Below are 16792 nucleotides of genomic sequence, written 5' to 3'. Positions count from 1 at the left end.
GGACCGCGCCGCGCATCGGCAGCACGACCGCGCCGCAGCGCCGGCACGTCCGCCCCCCGCCCCCGGCCCGCTCTCTCCGGACGGCGTGCCGTGCCCCTGGACCCTCTCCGGGGGCCCTCAGGCCGCGGCGGCCTCCGACGCCGGCTCCGGCGGTTCCTTGTCCCGGCCGCCGGGATGACGGTGCCGCCAGGTCCAGAAGACCGCGCAGGACAGCAACGCCCATCCGCCCAGCACCAGGAAGGGGAAGGCGTGCTGGTGGCCCTGGAAGTACACCGCCGTGTGCTGGGCGTTGACCGAGGCCCCGGGCGGAAGCCACTGGCCGATCGCCCCCAGCGGGGACGGCAGCAGCGGCCAGGACACCGCGCCGCCGGACGAGGGGTTGCCGAGCAGCACCATCAGCCCCCACGTCGGCAGCATCGCCCAGCGCCCGAAGAGGGTGTTGAACATGGTGAAGACCATGCCGGACGCGAACAGGGTGAGCGCCAGGATCAGCCACGACTCGACGAACGGCAGGTCGAGCGCGTCCAGCAGCCAGTCCACCGTCGCGGCGATGGCGAACCCGCCGAGCAGCGCGTAGGCCACCGTGAACAGGATGCGTTCGAACGGGGTCAGCGAGCGCGCGTGCACGCTGAGCTGGATCGCCCCGACGAAGCCGATGATCACGGCGGCCAGGGAGATGTAGAAGATAGCCAGCCCGCGCGGGTCGCCCTCCTGCAGCGGGTTGACCTCCCGGACGGTGACCCGCACGCCCGTCTCGCGCCCCACCGCCGGTGCCGTCTGGGCGAGCACCTCGGCGACCGAGGCACCCGACGCGCTGGACAGGTCCAGCACGGCGGTGCGGCCGTCGCCGCGGAACTCGAAGAGCCCGAAGACCTCCTGGTCCTGGATCGCCTCCCGGGCCTCGGCCGTGCTGTCGTAGGCGCGCACCTTGACCGAGGCGTTGAGCGCCTTCTCCAGGCCGTCCAGGAAGGCCCGTCCCCGGGCCTCCTCGTAGGAGCCGACCACGGCCGTGGGGATCGAACGCGGCGTCGGATCCGCCATCGAGTACGTGTACGAACCCGCGAAGAGCCCCGCCGCGGCGGCGAGGATGAGCACCAGCACGGTGGCCGGCCAGAACGGCGACTGCCGGAACGTGGACCACCGCTGCCCGCGCGTCGGAGGCTGGGCATGGGCGCCGTGGGACATGTGGGGCATGCCCCGGACGTTTCCACAGCCTCGGTGAAAGGGCATCAAGAGCGCCCGCGCCCGGGGGAGCACGGAGCGTGACGGCTTCCCCCGGCGGGCCCGCCGGGGGGCGTGGGGGACCGCGTCAGGCGCGCACCAGCGGGGTGTCCACCAGGTGCTCCGCCACGAACCACGCCTGGAGCTCGTTGGTGCGCACGACGTCGGAGACGAGGACGTCGTTGGTGCCGTCGTCGCCGTACTCCTGGGTGCGCGCCGCGGCGTCGTGGCAGTCGGTCAGGATCAGCTCGTGCGCCTCGAGCAGCCGCGAGAGCATCGCCGGTACCTCCTCCACCCCGTCCGGCGGACGCGGCACGGCGGTGATCTCGGCGACGTGCCGGGGGTCGCCGATCGCGACACCGCCGAGCGTCTGGACGCGTTCGGCGATCGTGTCGATCAGCTCCAGCTGCTCGCCCGCGTGCTTGTCCAGCAGCAGGTGCAGTGGGTAGAACGTCGCCCCGCGCATGAGCCAGTGGTACTTCTTGTACAGGTCGTGCAGGATCCGGGAGTCCGCCAGGACCCTGTTGAGCCGCTGGCAGGAGTAGAGGCGGGTCTCCATGCTCAGCGCCACCGGGAACTGCTTGACGGTGCCGAACTCCTGGATGACCCGGCCCTTCTGGTGCAGCCAGGGCTGGCTGCCGTCGGACCGGTGATCCACGGACGACGACTCGGGGTTGCTCACGCCTGAGCTCCTTCGCGGGCGGAAGAGTGCGCCGGCGCGGTACGGCCGGTGCCGGTCCCCCCGCGCCAGTCGACCAGCCGCGCGCCGGGCCCGCAAACGCTGGGGGGTTGTCCGTCCGTTCGCCCTCCGCCTAGGGTCTGTCGTGGAGAAAGCGCTTTCTAGCCGGGTGCGTGACTGTCGTGCGCCGGCGTCCGAGGAGGACCGCATGGCCCCACGCCCCGCCCGCCGCCGAGTCGCCGTGGTCGGCACCGGTGCCATCGTCACCGGCGGCCACCTGCCCGCCCTGCGCGTCCACGCCGACCGCACGGAACTGGTGGCCGCCGTGGACGTGGACCGGGCCCGGCTCGACGCCTTCCGGGACCGGGCGGGCGGGGACGTCGCCGGGCACACCTCGATGGGCGCCATGCTGGACGCCGTACGCCCCGACCTCGTCCTCGTCGGCACGCCGCCGTCCCTGCACCGGGAGCAGACGGTGGCGGCTCTCAAGGCGGGCGCCTGGGTGCTGTGCGAGAAGCCGCTGTGCCTCTCGCTCGCCGAGTACGACGACATCGCGGCGGCCGAGGAGGCGTCCGGCGCGTACGCCTCCGTCGTCTTCCAGCACCGGTACGGCTCCGGCGCCGCGCACGCCCGTGACCTGATCGCGCGCGGCGAGCTGGGCGCCCCGCTGGTCGCGCACTGCCAGACGACCTGGCACCGCGACGCCGCCTACTACGCCGCACCGTGGCGCGGACGCTGGGCCACCGAGGGCGGCGGTCCGACGATGGGCCACGGCATCCACCAGTACGACCTGTTGCTGCACCTCCTCGGCCCCTGGGCGGAGGTGCGGGCCATGGCCTCGCGCCTGGTCCACGACACCGAGAGCGAGGACGTGTCCACGGCGCTGGTGCGCTTCGCGAACGGCGCCCTGGCGACCGTCGTCAACAGCGTGCTCTCGCCCGACGAGGTGAGCCGGGTCCGTATCGACTGCGCCGACGCGACGGTCGAGTTGACCCACCTGTACGGCCACCGCAACGACGACTGGAGGTACACCCCCGCCCGGCACGTCGACCCCGGACGCGCCGCCGCCTGGCGCACGCCGCCGGCGGACGTGCCCAGCTCGCACACCGAGCAGCTCGGTGCCGTGCTCGACGCCCGGGACGCGGGAGCGAGACCGCCCGGCAGCGGCCGCGACGCCCGCGCCACGCTGGAGTTCGCCGCGGCCCTCTACAAGGCGGCGTTCACCGGGAAACCGGTCCTCGCGGGGGAGATCGTCCCCGGCGACCCCTTCCACGCCGCCATGCACGGCGGCCACCCCGACTGGGCACCCCGGGAGAGCGCGTGAGCACCCTGAGCGTCACCCACACCCACGGCGACCACGTCGCGGTCACCGCGGCGAACGGCACCGAGATCCTCCGCTACGTCTACCGCCCCGACCCGGAGGCCTTCGAGTCCCGCAAGCCCTACGCGCACCCGGTGCGCACCCTCGCCGGACGCACGGTCACCGGGTACCGCCCCAGCGACCACCGCTGGCACAAGGGGCTTCAGATGACGGCCAGTCACCTCTCCGGCCAGAACTTCTGGGGCGGCAACTCCTACGTGCACGGCGAGGGTTACCTGCCGCTGCCCGAGCGGATCGGCTCGATGCGACACGACGGCTTCCCCGGTCTCACCGTGGAGGACGACCGGTTCGCCCTGACCGAGCACCTCACCTGGATCGAGAACGGCGGCGCCGAATGGGCCCGCGAGGAGCGCGGCCTGACCCTCCACTCGGTCGACGAGACGGCCGGCGCCTGGGTCCTGGACTGGTCGATCCGGCTCACCAACACCCGTGCCGAGCCGCTGGTGTTCGGCTCTCCGACCACGGCGGGCCGCGAGATGGCCGGTTACACCGGACTCCAGTGGCGCGGTCCCCGCGACTTCACCGGCGGCACCGCCTTCGCCCCCGGCACCGAAGCGGGCGCCGCCGAGCTGATGGGGACCCGGAGCCCCTGGCTGGCCTTCACCGCCGAGCACGACGACGTCGACGCGCACTCCACCGTCGTCTTCGCGCACGCGCCCGAGAATCTCGACGAGAAGCGGGCCGCCCACCCCTCGCACTGGTTCGTGCGCGCCGAGCCGATCCCGTCCGTGGCGTTCTCCTGGGCCTTCTTCGAGGAGTTCGAGCTGCCGGCGGGCGAGTCCTTCGCCTACCGGTACCGCATCGTGGTCGCCGACGGCGCCTGGGGCCGGGACCGGGTCGGGGCGTATCTGGAAGGGCTGCCGTGGTGAGCGGCCGGCCCCCACTTCCCCACCCCCTGCCCGGCGCGGTCGGCCTGTCCCACCTGAGCGCCTACGACTGGGAGTCGGCCGACGGCGTGTGCGGCGGCAGCCCGCACCTGCACCTGGTGTGCACGGAGGCGTACGTCGTCACCGCGGGGCGCGGCGCGGTGCAGACGCTGAGCCCCGGCGGCTACCGGGAGATCCCGCTGCGGCCCGGCTCCCTCGTCTGGTTCACACCGGGCACCGTGCACCGGATGGTGCAGGGCGGCGATCTGCGCGTCACGGTGCTGATGCAGAACGGCGGGCTGCCCGAGGCGGGGGACTCCGTCTTCACCTTCCCGCCCGAGGTGCTGGCCGAGCCGGAGGCGTACGCCGCTGCCGCCGCGCTGCCGCCGGGCACCGGGCAGGCGACGGAGGCCGCGGCCCGGCGCCGCAGGGACCTCGCCGTCGAGGGCTACCTGCCGCTGCGCGAGGCCCTCGTCGCCGGGAACGACGGCCCGTACCGGGAGTTCCAGCGGACCGCCGCCCGCCTGGTGCGCGAGAAGGTGCCCGCCTGGCGGGAGCGGTGGCGGGCCGGTGCGCTGGCCGCCGCCGAGCGCACCGGCGAACAGCTCGACGCACTCGCCGACGCCGACCCGGCCCACCTCGCCGACGCCACCGCGTACGAGGCCGCGCCCACCCTGCGCGGCGGCTACGGCATGTGCGGACGCCGGGACGAGTACGCGGTACCGGGGGCCACCTCGCCGTACCGGGAGGAGTAGCGGACGGGAGGCGGGGCGGCGAACGTTCACGTCCGGATTCCGTGCCGGGCCTCAGAGTTAACGGATCATTAGGGCGGCGGAGGTGTGAAGGGGTGGGTGAAGTGCGCATCATCTTGACATGAACCTGCGACCCGAGGGGCGGGTCGCAGCCTCATGGAGGTGTGGGATGCACCGCAGACTCGCCACCGGACTCGCCGCCTCGGCCATGGCCGTGACCACCGTCTTCGCCACCGCCGCGACCGCCGAAGCCGCTCCCGCCGACAAACCGCAGGTCCTCGCGAGCTGGACGCAGACCAGCGCGTCGAGCTACAACACCTGGACCACCGCGCGGGCGAACCAGTCCGCCTGGGCCGCCTACGGGTTCGACTGGACCACCGACTACTGCTCGTCCTCTCCGGACAACCCGTTCGGCTTCCCCTTCAGCACCTCCTGCGCGCGGCACGACTTCGGATACCGCAACTACAAGGCCGCGGGCACCTTCAGCGCCAACAAGTCCCGACTCGACAGCGCCTTCTACGAGGATCTCAAGCGCGTCTGCGCCGGATACGGCGGTGCCACCAAGACCGCCTGCAACAGCACGGCATGGACGTACTACCAGGCCGTGAGGGCCTTTGGCTGACGAACCGTCACGTCAGTTCCCGAGGGAGGACCGGGCTCCGGGAGAGGACCGGGTCGGCGCCGCCGGGCGGAGGGGCCGCGGGTCCGGCACCCCGGCGGCCGCCGCCACCGCGAGCGCGGCGGCCGCACCGGCGATGCCCACGACGGCGCCCGCGGCCACATCTCCGGGATAGTGCACACCGGTGTGGACCCGGGAGTAGCCGACGGCACCCGCCAGCACTCCGAGGGGGACGGCGGCCTCGGGCAGGACCACGCCGACCGCCGTGGCGAACGCGACCGCCGACGCCGTGTGCCCCGACGGGAACGACGCCGACGCGGGCATGGGCACATACCGGTCCACCGTCACCCGCGCCGCCTCCCGGTCCGGTCGTGCCCTGCGCACCAGTCGCTTGCCCAGCAGGTTCGCGCAGGCCGACGCCACGGTGACGGCCCCCACCCCGACGAGGGCAGCCCGGCGCTGCCGCGCCCCGCCCAGGGCGAGCGCGCCCGCGATCCCGAGCGACACCTTGGAATGGTCCGCGGCGTGGGACAGCCGGCGCAGCCAACGGTCGAGCGCGGGCGTCGACGTGGCGGCCACCGCCGCGTACAGCGCGCCGTCCACGGCCCGCAGCTCGCCGAGCACGGCGGCGAGGGTCCGCCGAAGGGAACGACGCGGTCCGGGGGCCGGCGCGAGCGAGCCGCTCGTGCCGGCGTCATCGTCGGTGTCGGAGTCGGTCGGGTCGCTCATGGGCTCCTGCTCCGCGGGTCGAGGGGCCTGCGTCACGCCCGAGCGGGCCGTGGGCCCGTCGGCGCACCAGCCTGGCCCGTCCGGGGGCGCACGGCGCGTCGACGGGGGCCGTCCGGGGGACGGTCGCCACGCGCCGGGAGGGCCGTCGTACCGGCCCTCGACGCGGGCGGACATCGTCGGCCGCCCGCGCCCCACGGTGCGTGCCGAGGGGCCCGTGCGCCGCTGTCGACCGGCGTGAGCCGCCCCGACCGGAGTGCGCCACCGGCCGACCCGGTGAGGGCCGGCCGGTGGCCGGGTGGCTCCGACCGCCCGGCCCGCTCGGGTGGCCGGGGGAGGGGCGGTCAGTGCGCGGCCTTGAAGCTCCGCAGACGCAGGCTGTTGCCCACGACGAAGACCGAGGAGAACGCCATCGCGGCTCCGGCGATCATCGGGTTGAGCAGTCCGGCCGCGGCGAGCGGCAGGGCGGCGATGTTGTAGGCGAAGGCCCAGAACAGGTTGGATTTGATGGTGCCGAGGGTCCTGCGGGCCAGCCGGATGGCGTCGACGGCGGCCCGCAGGTCGCCCCGGACGAGGGTGAGGTCACCGGCCTCGATGGCGGCGTCGGTGCCGGTGCCCATGGCCAGCCCCAGGTCGGCCCGGGCGAGCGCGGCGGCGTCGTTGACCCCGTCGCCGACCATCGCCACCGAACGGCCCTCGCCCTGAAGTCGCTCGACGACGTCGACCTTGTCCTGCGGCATGACCTCGGCGATCACGTGCTCGGCGTCGATGCCGACCTCGCGGGCGACGGAGAGGGCCACGGCGCGGTTGTCACCGGTCAGCAGCACCGGGGTCAGACCGAGGGCACGCAGCCCGGCGATCGCCTCGGGACTGGTCTCCTTCACCGCGTCGGCGACCTCCAGCACCGCTCGTGCCTCGCCGTCCCAGGCGACCGCGATCGCGGTCCGGCCGGCGCTCTCGGCCTCGGCCCTGGCCCGGGCCAGGGCCGCCGGAAGCTCCATGGCCCACTTTGCGAGCAGCCGTTCGCGCCCCACGAGGACGGCGTGGCCGTCGACGACGCCCTGCACGCCGAGCCCCGGCACGTTGGCGAAGTCCTCGGGGGCGGGCAGCGTACCCACCCGCTCCCGTGCTCCGTCGGCGACGGCCCGGGCGATCGGGTGCTCGGAGGCGTGCTCCAGCGCGCCGGCCAGTCGCAGTACTTCGTCCTCGCGCGCGCCGCCCGCGGTGTGCACGGCGAGCAGGGTCATGCGGCCGGTGGTGACGGTGCCGGTCTTGTCGAGGACGACGGTGTCGATCCGGCGGGTGGACTCCAGCACTTCGGGACCCTTGATGAGGATGCCGAGCTGGGCACCGCGTCCGGTCCCGGCCATCAGCGCGGTCGGCGTGGCGAGGCCCAGGGCGCAGGGGCAGGCGATGATCAGGACGGCGACGGCGGCCGTGAACGCCGCGGTCGGCCCGGAGCCGTTGCCGAGCCAGAAGCCGAGCGTGGCCAGCGCCAGGGTGATCACGACGGGGACGAAGAACCCGGAGACGCGGTCGGCGAGCCGCTGCGCCCGCGCCTTGCCGTTCTGCGCGTCCTCGACCAGTTTCGCCATCCGCGCCAGCCGGGTGTCCGCGCCGACGCGGGTCGCCTCGACCACCAGACGGCCACCCGCGTTCACGGTCGCCCCGGTGACCGCGTCCCCGGCGCCCACCTCGACCGGGACGGACTCCCCGGTGAGCATCGACGCGTCGACGGCCGAGGTGCCCTCGACGACGGTGCCGTCGGCGGCGATCTTCTCGCCGGGCCGGACCACGAAGCGTTCACCTGCCTTCAGCTCACCGACCGGGATCTGCTCCTCCCGGTCACCTCGCAGCACGGTGACGTCCTTCGCGCCCAGCTCCAGCAGCGCCTTCAGTGCGGCACCGGCCTTGCGCTTGGAACGGGCCTCGAAGTAGCGGCCGGCCAGGAGGAAGGCGGTCACTCCGGCGGCGGCCTCCAGGTAGATGTTCCCGGCGCCGTCGGTGCGGGCGATGGTCAGCTCGAAGGGATGGGTCATGCCGGGAGTGCCGGCGGTGCCGAGGAACAGGGCCCACAACGACCACAGGAACGCCGCCGCCGTACCGACCGAGATCAGGGTGTCCATGGTCGCCGCCCCGTGTCGGGCGTTGGTGACGGCGGCCTTGTGGAAGGGCCACGCGGCATACGTCACCACGGGCGCCGCCAAGGTCAGCGACAGCCACTGCCAGTACTCGAACTGCAGCGCCGGCACCATCGCCATGGCGATCACCGGCACGGCCAGCAGCACGGCCGTGACCAGCCGGTCCCTGAGCGGCCGCAGGGGGTCGGCGGCAGCCGGCTGCTCCGCGCCGCCGGACCCGGGCCCGGTGGACGCCGGTTCGGGCTCCCGGGCCGTGTAGCCGGTCGCCTCGACCGTCGCGATCAACTCCCGTACGGACACGTCACCGCCGTAGCTGACCTTGGCCTTCTCGGTCGCGTAGTTGACGGTGGCGGTGACCCCGTCCATCCGGTTGAGCTTCTTCTCGATCCGGGCCGCGCACGAGGCGCAGGTCATGCCGCCGATGGCGAGTTCCACCTCGGCCGGTGCGCTGGTCGTACTGGTGGTCATGGCTGCTCCTGATGCGGGGGCGTCGGCCGGGACCCGGTGGGCGGTTCCCGGCGGTGCGGCGGGGGAGGGCGGGCCGGTCAGACGCGGCCGGTCAGTTCGTAGCCGGCGGCGTCGACGACCTCGGCGATCGCGGCGTCGTCCGGCTCGGCCGTGCCGGTGACGGTGACGTGGCCGGTGGCGAGCCGGACGTCGACACCGGTGACGCCGTCCAGCGCGCCGATCACCCGGGTGAGCGTGGCCTCGCAGTGACCGCAGCTCATACCGGCGACGGCGTAGGTGGCGCTGACGGGCGGGGTGACCGGGGTGGTGACGGTCGAGGTCATGACTTCCTCCGTGAGGCGGTGCGGGTACGGCCGGGGGGTATCCCCGGCCGCCTTCATGTATACCCCTAGGGGGTACCTAGGGCAAGTCTTCCGAGTCGCTTGACTCATTACCCCCCAGGGGTATGGTGAAGTGCATGAAGAGGCCTCGTGCGAGCGCCAGGCCCGGCATCAGAGGGAGACGACCGCCATGCACACCGGACTGAGGATCACCGCGTTCGCCGCCGCGCTGGCCGCCACCTTCGGCACCGCCTACGGCGTCGGCAAGGGGGTGGACCCGCTCGTCGCCGACAACGCGTCCGCACCCCACGAGACGCACGGCCGGCCCTCGGCGGAACAGCCCGGACGGGAGGAGGGCGGCGGCCACGACGGGCACGAGAGCACCCCGCCCGGCGGACTGCAGATCTCGGAGAACGGCTACACCCTCGACCTCGCGACTGCGCGCGTCACCGCCGGTCAGCGCACCGAGCTGCGCTTCACCGTCCGGGACGGCAGCGGCAAGGCGGTCACCGCCTACCAGCGCGAGCACGACAAGGAGCTGCACCTCATCCTCGCCTCGCGCGACCTGGTCACCTACCGCCACCTGCACCCCACCCGCGCCGCCGACGGCACCTGGAGCACCCCCGTCGACCTGCCCCGGGCGGGCGGCTACCGTGTCTTCGCCGACTTCACCCCGGCGGGGAAGGGTGCCGAAGGCCTCACCCTCGGCGCCGACCTCGCCGCCTCCGGCCGGTACGACCCCGCGCGCGTGCCGGCCCCGAACCGCACGGTCCGGACCGGCGACTACCAGGTCCGGCTCGACGGATCACTGCGCCCCGGCAGGGCGAGCGAGCTGAAGCTGAAGGTGTCCCGCGACGGTGAGCCCGTCACCGACCTGCAGCCCTACCTCGGTGCCTACGGCCACCTGGTCGCCCTGCGTTCCGGCGACCTCGCGTACCTCCACGTCCACCCGAACGGCGAGCCCGGCGACGGCACCACGAAGCCCGGCCCGGAGATCTCCTTCACGGCCACCGCGCCCAGTCCCGGCACCTACCGCCTCTTCCTGGACTTCCAGCACCAGGGCAGGGTCCACACCGCGGCCTTCACCGTGCGGGCCGGCACGGCACCGGGCGCGCAGGATCCCGCCCCGTCCGCTCCGACGGAGCACTCCGAGGAGCACGGGCACTGACGCCGGCGGACGTCGGCACCGTCCGGCCCCCGGGACGGCCCGGCGCTCCCTGGAGCCGCCCGGAGGGTGACGGCCCGTCACGACCGCGCGGCGGTGACGGACCAGGGGTGCACGCCGCGGCCGTGACGGACCGGGGGTACGCGCCGCGCGGCCGTGAGGGACCAGGGGCACACGCCCCTAGGCCAGGACGACCCGGACCCCCGCCTCCTCGAAGTCCCGCACCAGGTCCCGGTCGGCCGCATCGTCCGTGACCAGCGTGTCCACCGACTCGGCCGCGCAGATCCTGGCGAAGGCCCGCCGGCCCAGCTTGCTGGAGTCGGCGGCCACGACCACGCGCTCGGCGCGCTCGCACAGCAGCCGGTTGATCGCCGCCTCCGCCTCGTCGTGGGCCGCGGCGCCGTGGGCCACGTCGAAGGCGACGACGCCGAGGATCGCCACGTCGACGGTGATCTGCCCCAGCACCCCGTCCGCCAGCGGCCCGATCAGCTCGTACGACTGCGCCCGGGCCACCCCGCCGGTCACCACGATCTTGAACTGGGGCCGGACGGCGAGCTCGTTGGCGATGTTGAGCGCGTTGGTGACCACGGTCAACGCGGGCGTACCGGAGGCCAGGTCGGCGCGCACGGCCAGGGCGCGCGCCACCTCGGTGGTGGTCGTGCCCCCGGTGAGCCCGACCGCTTCGCCGGGTGCCACCAGGGCGGCGACCGCCTGCGCGACGCGCTGCTTCTCCGAGACCCGGCGGGCGGTCTTGTAGCGCAGCGGCAGTTCGTACGACACCCCGTGCACGACCGCGCCCCCGCGCGTGCGCACCAGCATCTGCTGCTCGGCCAGCCGGTCGAAGTCGCGGCGGATGGTCGCGGCCGAGACCTCCAGCTCGGTCGCCGCCTCCTCGACGTCCAGCCGGCCGCGCTCGACGAGCAGCTCCAGCAGCGCCTTCCAGCGGGCGTCGCGCGACATCCGCGCCTCCGTTCCTCGATCTCCCGCGACCCTAGCGCACCGCACTCTTCCCCCAGAATGCTTGATTGTGCTTGAAAAACCGCTATATCTTGCAGGAACAATCAGCCTGCCCGATGGGGAGTGTGCGGCATGACGTTTGTCGAGGACGAGCTCAACAGCCAGCCCGAGTGCTGGACACGCGCCGCCGAACAGGCGGCACGGCACACGGCGGTGCTCCCCGCGGCGGGGGAGCGGGTGGCGGTCGTCGGCTGCGGCACCTCGTACTTCATGGCGCAGTCGGTCGCCGCGCTGCGCGAGGCCGCGGGGGCGGGCGAGACGGACGCCTTCGCCGCCTCCGAGTTCCCGCGGGGCCGCGCGTACGACCGTGTCGTGGCCCTGACCCGCTCCGGCACCACCACCGAAGTGCTGGAGCTGCTCTCCGCGCTCCGGGGCCGCACCCGCACCGTCGCGCTCACCGCGGACCCGGACACCCCCGTCATGACAGCCGCCGACGACGTGGTGGTCCTCGACTTCGCGGACGAACGCTCGGTCGTGCAGACCCGGTTCGCGACCACCGCCCTCACCCTGCTCCGGGCCCACCTGGGGCTGCACACCGACGCGGTCGTCACCGACGCCCGCACCGCCCTCGCTGCCGAGCTGCCCGAAGGGCTCGTCGAGTGCACCCAGTTCACCTTCCTCGGCCGGGGCTGGACCGTCGGACTGGCCAACGAGGCCGGCCTGAAGATGCGGGAGGCCTCTCTGTCCTGGACCGAGGCATACCCGGCGATGGAGTACCGACACGGCCCCATCAGCATCAGTACCGCCGGCACGGCGACCTGGATGCTCGGCGAGGCGCCGGAGGGGCTGGCCGGCCAGGTCCGGGACACCGGCGCGCTGTGGGTGCCCGGCGACCTCGACCCGCTCGCCGAACTGGTCCGCGCCCAGCGGCTCGCCGTGGCCGTCGCCGCCGCCCGGGGTCTCGACCCGGACCGGCCCCGGCACCTCACCCGCTCGGTGATCCTCGCCCCCTGACGCCCGCCCCGACACCCGCGCCCCGACGCCCGGGAAGGGAGAGACCGTGCCCCTCGCCACCACCGGCGACCTGGTCGGCCGCGCCGCCACCGCGCGCTCCGCCGTCACCGCCTTCAACGTCATCACCCTGGAGCACATCGAGGCAGTCGTGGCCGGCGCCGAGTCCGTGCACAGCCCCGTCGTGCTCCAGGTCAGCGAGAACGCCGTGAAGTACCGCTACGGCCGCCTGCTGCCGCTGGCCCGCGCGGCCGTCGCCGCCGCCGAGGGCGCCGCCGTGCCCGTCGCCCTGCACCTCGACCACGTCCAGAGCGACGGGCTGCTGCGCCAGGCCCCGGACGCCGGGTTCAGTTCCGTGATGTACGACGCCTCCGGGCTGCCGTACGCCGAGAACCTCGCGGCGACCCGCGCCGCCGCCGACTGGGCACACGCCCAGGGACTGTGGATCGAGGCCGAGTTGGGGGAGGTCGGCGGCAAGAACGGTGCACCGCCGCTCGACGCCCACGCGCCGGGGGCCCGCACCCGGCCCGCCGACGCGCGGGCCTTCGTCGCCGACTCCTCCGTGGACGCCCTGGCCGTCGCCATCGGCAGCTCCCACGCCATGACGACCCGCACCGCCGCCCTCGACCACGACCTGCTCAAGGAACTCTCCGGCACGCTGGAGGTGCCGCTCGTCCTGCACGGCTCCTCCGGGGTCCCGGACGACGAGCTCACGGCGGCGGTCGAGGGCGGCATCGCCAAGGTCAACGTCGGCACCGCCCTCAACCTCGCCATGACCGGCGCGATCAGGGAGTACCTGGCCGCCCGCCCCGACGCGGCCGACTCGCGCGGCTATCTCACGGCGGGCCGGGAGGCCATGGTGCGGACGGTGGCCTCGATCATCCGGGTGGTCGCCCCGGCTACTTCCTGACGGCCTTCAGCACCACGAACTTCGGGTCGCTCGCCACCAGGTGGCTGTTGCCGAACAGCCGCCGCAACGTGACGTGGTAGCCCAGGTGACGGTTGCCGACCACCCACAGCTCACCGCCGGGGCGCAGCGCCCGCCGCGCCCCGGCGAACATCCGCCGGGCGGTGGCGTCGGTCGTCGCCTGGTGGGAGTGGAAGGGCGGGTTGTTGAGCACCAGGTCGACACTGCCGTCCGGCACCCCCTCCAGCCCGTCGCCGACCCGGAACTCGGCCTTCCCCGCGGCCCCGCTCGCCCGGTACGTCGCCCGCGCCGAGGCCACGGCCTGGAAGGACTCGTCGGTGAACAGCACCTCGGCCCCGGGGTCGGCCAGCGCCACCGCCGTACCCACCACACCGTTGCCACAGCCCAGGTCCACCACGTGCCGGGCGCCGGCGTCCGGCAGGTGCCCGAGGAAGAAGCGGGTGCCGATGTCGAGGCGGTCGGCGCAGAAGACACCCGCGTGGTTGACGACCTCCAGGCCGGAGAGCGGACCGACGTCGTCGGGGAGCCGGTGGGTGAGCGGCCAGGGGTTGGCGGGCCGCTTCAGCGAGAGGTCGGGCGTGCAGAAGACGAGCCGGGCCTTCTTCTCGGCCAGCGAGGTCCGGGTCGGCCCGACGATCCGCTCGAAGAGCCTGAGCGTCGAGGTGTGGATCTCCTTGACCATCCCGGTGCCGACGACGACCGTGCCCTCGTGCAGGGCGGGCGCCAGCCGCAGCAACTGGTCCTCCAGCAGCGCCAGACTCTTCGGCACCCGCACCAGCAGCACGTCGACGCGGTCCGGCGGCGGGTCCTGCGTGGTCAGCAGGCGCACGGCACCCGGCTCGACGCCGGCCCGCTCCAGGTTGGCGCGGGTGGCCTCCCGCGTGAGGTGGGAGTCGGTGACCTGCACCGGCCGGTGTGCCGCCAGCGCCGTCACCAGCGCGCCCCAGCGGTCGCCGACCACCACGACGGTGCCGGACAGCGGGACCTCCCGCTCCGCGAGGTGCCGGAGCAGGTACGCGTCGGAGGCGTCCCAGGCGCGGAGCCGGTCACGCGGGTCCTCGGGGAAACGAGCGAGCGCGAACTCGCCCCACGGTGTCGTCATACGGTCGCTGCGGTCGTTCATCGTGCGTCCAGGCTAGCCGAGCCGCAGCTCAGGCCGGGTCGGGCGGAGCGGGGCCGGGCCGGGCAGGATGGGAGGCATGGACGCCGAGCTGTTCCCCAGGGCCCGTACCGAGATCGCGCCCGGCGCCGTCCACCTGCCCGACTGGCTGGACCCCGGGCGGCAGCGCGACCTGCTGCGCGCCTGCCGCGAGTGGGCCCGCCCACCGGCCGGACTGCGCACGGTCCGCACTCCCGGCGGCGGCACCATGACCGCCCGGCAGGTGTGCCTCGGCTGGCACTGGTACCCGTACGCCTACGCGCGCACCGTCGTCGACGGCGACGGCGCGCCCGTGAAGCCCTTCCCCGACCGGCTGGGCGAGCTGGGCCGCCGGGCGGTGACGGACGCACTGGGCGCCGACGCGGTGGCGGAGGCGCCCTACGACATCGCGCTGATCAACTTCTACGACGCCGACGCCCGCATGGGCATGCACCGCGACGCCGACGAGAGGTCCGACGCGCCGGTGGTCTCCCTGAGCCTCGGCGACACCTGCGTGTTCCGCTTCGGCAACCCCGAGACCCGGACCCGCCCCTACACCGACGTCGAACTGCGCAGCGGCGACCTGTTCGTCTTCGGCGGGCCGTCCCGGCAGGCGTACCACGGGGTGCCGCGGGTGCACGCGGGCACCGCACCGCCCGCGTTGGGACTCACCGGGCGTCTGAACCTCACGCTGCGGGTCAGCGGCTTCCAAAGCCTAGACTCGCCCCCATGACCGGCAAGGCGGACCCCCGGGCGGGGGAAGGGACCACCTCCAGGACGCGGTTGGACCGGGGGCGCGGCGCGCTCGGTCCCGCGCTGGAGCTCGTGCACACCGGACGCGCCCCCACCCGGGCCGTCCTCACCGCGGAACTCGGCGTCACCCGCGCCACCGCCGGCGCGGTCGCCGCCGAACTGGAGGCACTGGGCCTGATCCGGGTCGACGCCAGGCCCGGCGCGGCGGCCGGTTCGCAGGGCCGCCCCTCGCACCGTCTCACGGTCGCCGAGGACGGCCCCGTCGCCCTCGCCGCCCAGGTCCACTCCGACGGGTTCCGCGCCGCCCTGGTCGGCCTCGGGGGCCGTATCGTCGCCACCGCGCCCGGCTGCGAGGTCGTCGACGCCGATCCGGCGAAGGTGCTCGGTTCCGTCGTCGAGACGGGTGCGGAACTCCTCCGGGAGACCGGACGGCGCTGCGTCGGTGCCGGACTCGCCGTACCGTCCGCCGTCGCGGAGCCGGAGGGCCTGGCCCTGAACCCGCTCCACCTGGCCTGGCCGGCCGGCGCACCCGTGCGGCGGATCTTCGCCGAGCAGGTGCGCGCCGCCGGCATCGAGGGACCGGCGTTCGCCGCGAACGACGTCAATCTCGCGGCACTCGCCGAGCACCGGCACGGTGCCGGTCGCGGCGCGCGCGACCTGCTGTGCGTGGCCACCGGCCACCGGGGCGTCGGCGGTGCGCTCGTCCTCGACGGCCGTCTGCACAGCGGCAGTTCCGGTCTCGCCCTGGAGGTCGGACACCTCACCGTCAACCCCGAGGGCGGCCCCTGCCACTGCGGCAGCCGGGGCTGTCTGGACGTGGAGACCGACCCCCTGGCCTTCCTGACCGCGGCCGGCCGGGAGCCGGGACCCGAGGTGTCCCTCCTCCAGCAGTCCAACGACCTGATCCGCGACCACTACACCGACCCGGCCGTCCGCACCGCCACCGAGACCCTCATCGACCGCCTCGGTCTGGGCCTCGCCGGTCTGGTGAACATCCTCAACCCGGACCGCATCATCCTCGGCGGGCTCCACCGCTCACTGCTCGACGCCGACGCCGAGCGCCTGCGGGCCGTCGTCGCCGACCGCAGCCTGTGGGGGCAGAGCGGCGGAGTGCCCATCCTGCCCTGCGGCCTGGACCACAACAGCCTGGTCGGCGCGGCCGAACTGGCCTGGCAGCCGGTCCTGGACGACCCGCTGGGCGCGTCGGCCTAGCGGGTGGCGTCCGGGACCGGGAGCGGGACGGACCGTCCGGTCAGGGCGTCGGCCGGCTGCCGCCGCTGGGGGCGCGGCTCAGGTCGACGACGCAGAAGATGTTGTCGTCCGGATCGGCGAGGACGACGAAGTCGGGGTCGGGCGGGTACAGGTCCCAGTCGACGGTCCGGGCACCGAGACCGATCAGCCGCCGCACCTCCGCCCGCTGTTCCTCCTCCGTGTCCGTGAAAAGGTCCAGATGGAGGCGGGGACGCGGCTCGGCCGGCGAGGCGCTGCGCATCAGACCGAGAGCGCGTCCCGAGCCGTCGGCGTGATCGAGCGTCCGCCAGGTCTCGCTCGTCCACTCCTCCGAGACGACCAGGTCCAGCGCAGCGGTCCAGAACTCCACGGCGCGGGGCACGTCCGTGACACCGATGACAGGGATACCGAGTCTCAACATGCGCCCGAGCCTACGG

General features: G+C 74.1%; 17 protein-coding genes. 9 read left to right on the top strand and 8 right to left on the bottom strand.

Going from position 1 to position 16792, the window contains the following annotated elements; translation table 11 throughout:
* Positions 1 to 117: 117 nt before the first annotated feature.
* Entirely contained in the window at positions 118 to 1185 is a 1068-nt protein-coding gene (locus SAM23877_RS05155; RefSeq protein WP_053142182.1) for an ABC-2 transporter permease, read from the bottom strand.
* Between the two features lie 124 nt (positions 1186 to 1309).
* On the bottom strand, positions 1310 to 1903 hold the full coding sequence (locus SAM23877_RS05150) for a Dps family protein (protein WP_053127320.1): 594 nt from the start codon (positions 1901 to 1903) through the stop codon (positions 1310 to 1312).
* A 205-nt stretch (positions 1904 to 2108) separates the two neighbouring features.
* Here SAM23877_RS05150 and SAM23877_RS05145 point away from each other — a divergent pair, with 205 nt between their 5' ends.
* The 4 genes from SAM23877_RS05145 (at position 2109) to SAM23877_RS05130 (ending at position 5521) form a co-directional block, all read left to right on the top strand.
* Complete coding sequence (locus tag SAM23877_RS05145) at positions 2109 to 3224, top strand: Gfo/Idh/MocA family protein (protein WP_053127318.1); 1116 nt, start codon at positions 2109 to 2111, stop codon at positions 3222 to 3224.
* Entirely contained in the window at positions 3221 to 4150 is a 930-nt protein-coding gene (locus tag SAM23877_RS05140) for a DUF6807 domain-containing protein (RefSeq protein ID WP_053127316.1), read from the top strand. Before SAM23877_RS05145 ends, SAM23877_RS05140 begins: the two co-directional genes overlap by 4 nt.
* Complete coding sequence (locus SAM23877_RS05135) at positions 4144 to 4902, top strand: cupin domain-containing protein (protein ID WP_053127314.1); 759 nt, start codon at positions 4144 to 4146, stop codon at positions 4900 to 4902. Before SAM23877_RS05140 ends, SAM23877_RS05135 begins: the two co-directional genes overlap by 7 nt.
* Before the next feature lie 166 nt (positions 4903 to 5068).
* Positions 5069 to 5521, top strand: a complete 453-nt coding sequence (locus SAM23877_RS05130; protein WP_053127312.1) for a phospholipase — start codon at positions 5069 to 5071, stop codon at positions 5519 to 5521.
* Positions 5522 to 5533: 12 nt separating this feature from the next.
* Here SAM23877_RS05130 and SAM23877_RS05125 read toward each other — a convergent pair whose 3' ends face one another.
* From SAM23877_RS05125 to SAM23877_RS05115, 3 genes are all read right to left on the bottom strand, one after another.
* Positions 5534 to 6247, bottom strand: a complete 714-nt coding sequence (locus tag SAM23877_RS05125) for a phosphatase PAP2 family protein (protein WP_053127310.1) — start codon at positions 6245 to 6247, stop codon at positions 5534 to 5536.
* 341 nt (positions 6248 to 6588) lie between these two features.
* The gene (locus SAM23877_RS05120; protein ID WP_053127308.1) at positions 6589 to 8853 is read right to left on the bottom strand and encodes a heavy metal translocating P-type ATPase; all 2265 of its coding nucleotides are present in this window, start codon (positions 8851 to 8853) and stop codon (positions 6589 to 6591) included.
* A 77-nt stretch (positions 8854 to 8930) separates the two neighbouring features.
* A complete protein-coding gene (locus SAM23877_RS05115; RefSeq protein ID WP_053127306.1) occupies positions 8931 to 9176 on the bottom strand; it encodes a heavy-metal-associated domain-containing protein in 246 nt (81 codons plus the stop codon).
* A 187-nt stretch (positions 9177 to 9363) separates the two neighbouring features.
* Between SAM23877_RS05115 and SAM23877_RS05110 the strand changes: the two genes are divergently transcribed.
* The gene (locus SAM23877_RS05110) at positions 9364 to 10341 is read left to right on the top strand and encodes a hypothetical protein (RefSeq protein WP_053127304.1); all 978 of its coding nucleotides are present in this window, start codon (positions 9364 to 9366) and stop codon (positions 10339 to 10341) included.
* 177 nt (positions 10342 to 10518) lie between these two features.
* On the opposite strand, the gene SAM23877_RS05105 is transcribed toward SAM23877_RS05110, so the two are convergent.
* Positions 10519 to 11298, bottom strand: coding sequence for a DeoR/GlpR family DNA-binding transcription regulator (locus SAM23877_RS05105; protein ID WP_053127303.1), 780 nt, complete (start codon positions 11296 to 11298; stop codon positions 10519 to 10521).
* Positions 11299 to 11427: 129 nt separating this feature from the next.
* Between SAM23877_RS05105 and SAM23877_RS05100 the strand changes: the two genes are divergently transcribed.
* Both SAM23877_RS05100 and SAM23877_RS05095 read left to right on the top strand, forming a co-directional pair.
* The gene (locus SAM23877_RS05100) at positions 11428 to 12309 is read left to right on the top strand and encodes an SIS domain-containing protein (protein ID WP_053127302.1); all 882 of its coding nucleotides are present in this window, start codon (positions 11428 to 11430) and stop codon (positions 12307 to 12309) included.
* Between the two features lie 46 nt (positions 12310 to 12355).
* Positions 12356 to 13216, top strand: a complete 861-nt coding sequence (locus SAM23877_RS05095; protein WP_053127300.1) for a class II fructose-bisphosphate aldolase — start codon at positions 12356 to 12358, stop codon at positions 13214 to 13216.
* On the opposite strand, the gene SAM23877_RS05090 is transcribed toward SAM23877_RS05095, so the two are convergent.
* Positions 13206 to 14357 carry a methyltransferase gene (locus SAM23877_RS05090; RefSeq protein WP_244902920.1) on the bottom strand — a complete coding sequence of 384 codons (1152 nt, stop codon included), beginning with the start codon at positions 14355 to 14357 and terminating at the stop codon, positions 13206 to 13208. The two genes, SAM23877_RS05095 and SAM23877_RS05090, sit on opposite strands and share 11 nt — an antisense overlap.
* A gap of 76 nt (positions 14358 to 14433) precedes the next feature.
* Here SAM23877_RS05090 and SAM23877_RS05085 point away from each other — a divergent pair, with 76 nt between their 5' ends.
* The gene (locus SAM23877_RS05085) at positions 14434 to 15105 is read left to right on the top strand and encodes an alpha-ketoglutarate-dependent dioxygenase AlkB family protein (RefSeq protein WP_053127298.1); all 672 of its coding nucleotides are present in this window, start codon (positions 14434 to 14436) and stop codon (positions 15103 to 15105) included.
* A complete protein-coding gene (locus tag SAM23877_RS05080; protein ID WP_053127296.1) occupies positions 15102 to 16337 on the top strand; it encodes an ROK family protein in 1236 nt (411 codons plus the stop codon). Before SAM23877_RS05085 ends, SAM23877_RS05080 begins: the two co-directional genes overlap by 4 nt.
* Positions 16338 to 16377: 40 nt before the next feature.
* Here the strand turns inward: SAM23877_RS05080 and SAM23877_RS05075 are convergent, their stop codons facing one another.
* Positions 16378 to 16776, bottom strand: coding sequence for a VOC family protein (locus tag SAM23877_RS05075; RefSeq protein ID WP_053127294.1), 399 nt, complete (start codon positions 16774 to 16776; stop codon positions 16378 to 16380).
* Positions 16777 to 16792: the final 16 nt, after the last annotated feature.

Origin of the sequence: Streptomyces ambofaciens ATCC 23877 (assembly GCF_001267885.1) — a bacterium.
Taxonomy (GTDB): Bacteria; Actinomycetota; Actinomycetes; order Streptomycetales; family Streptomycetaceae; genus Streptomyces; species Streptomyces ambofaciens.
This window is presented reverse-complemented; position numbering and strand designations above follow the sequence as displayed.

Excerpts from the sequence above, each read along its gene's own strand:
- SAM23877_RS05105 (WP_053127303.1), bottom strand. The coding sequence starts at position 11,298 with ATGTCGCGCGACGCCCGCTGGAAGGCGCTGCTGGAGCTGCTCGTCGAG.
- SAM23877_RS05110 (WP_053127304.1), top strand. The coding sequence starts at position 9,364 with ATGCACACCGGACTGAGGATCACCGCGTTCGCCGCCGCGCTGGCCGCC.
- SAM23877_RS05085 (WP_053127298.1), top strand. The coding sequence starts at position 14,434 with ATGGACGCCGAGCTGTTCCCCAGGGCCCGTACCGAGATCGCGCCCGGC.
- SAM23877_RS05155 (WP_053142182.1), bottom strand. The coding sequence starts at position 1,185 with ATGTCCCACGGCGCCCATGCCCAGCCTCCGACGCGCGGGCAGCGGTGG.
- SAM23877_RS05130 (WP_053127312.1), top strand. The coding sequence starts at position 5,069 with ATGCACCGCAGACTCGCCACCGGACTCGCCGCCTCGGCCATGGCCGTG.
- SAM23877_RS05145 (WP_053127318.1), top strand. The coding sequence starts at position 2,109 with ATGGCCCCACGCCCCGCCCGCCGCCGAGTCGCCGTGGTCGGCACCGGT.
- SAM23877_RS05125 (WP_053127310.1), bottom strand. The coding sequence starts at position 6,247 with ATGAGCGACCCGACCGACTCCGACACCGACGATGACGCCGGCACGAGC.
- SAM23877_RS05120 (WP_053127308.1), bottom strand. The coding sequence starts at position 8,853 with ATGACCACCAGTACGACCAGCGCACCGGCCGAGGTGGAACTCGCCATC.
- SAM23877_RS05100 (WP_053127302.1), top strand. The coding sequence starts at position 11,428 with ATGACGTTTGTCGAGGACGAGCTCAACAGCCAGCCCGAGTGCTGGACA.
- SAM23877_RS05080 (WP_053127296.1), top strand. The coding sequence starts at position 15,102 with ATGACCGGCAAGGCGGACCCCCGGGCGGGGGAAGGGACCACCTCCAGG.
- SAM23877_RS05075 (WP_053127294.1), bottom strand. The coding sequence starts at position 16,776 with ATGTTGAGACTCGGTATCCCTGTCATCGGTGTCACGGACGTGCCCCGC.
- SAM23877_RS05115 (WP_053127306.1), bottom strand. The coding sequence starts at position 9,176 with ATGACCTCGACCGTCACCACCCCGGTCACCCCGCCCGTCAGCGCCACC.
- SAM23877_RS05090 (WP_244902920.1), bottom strand. The coding sequence starts at position 14,357 with ATGAACGACCGCAGCGACCGTATGACGACACCGTGGGGCGAGTTCGCG.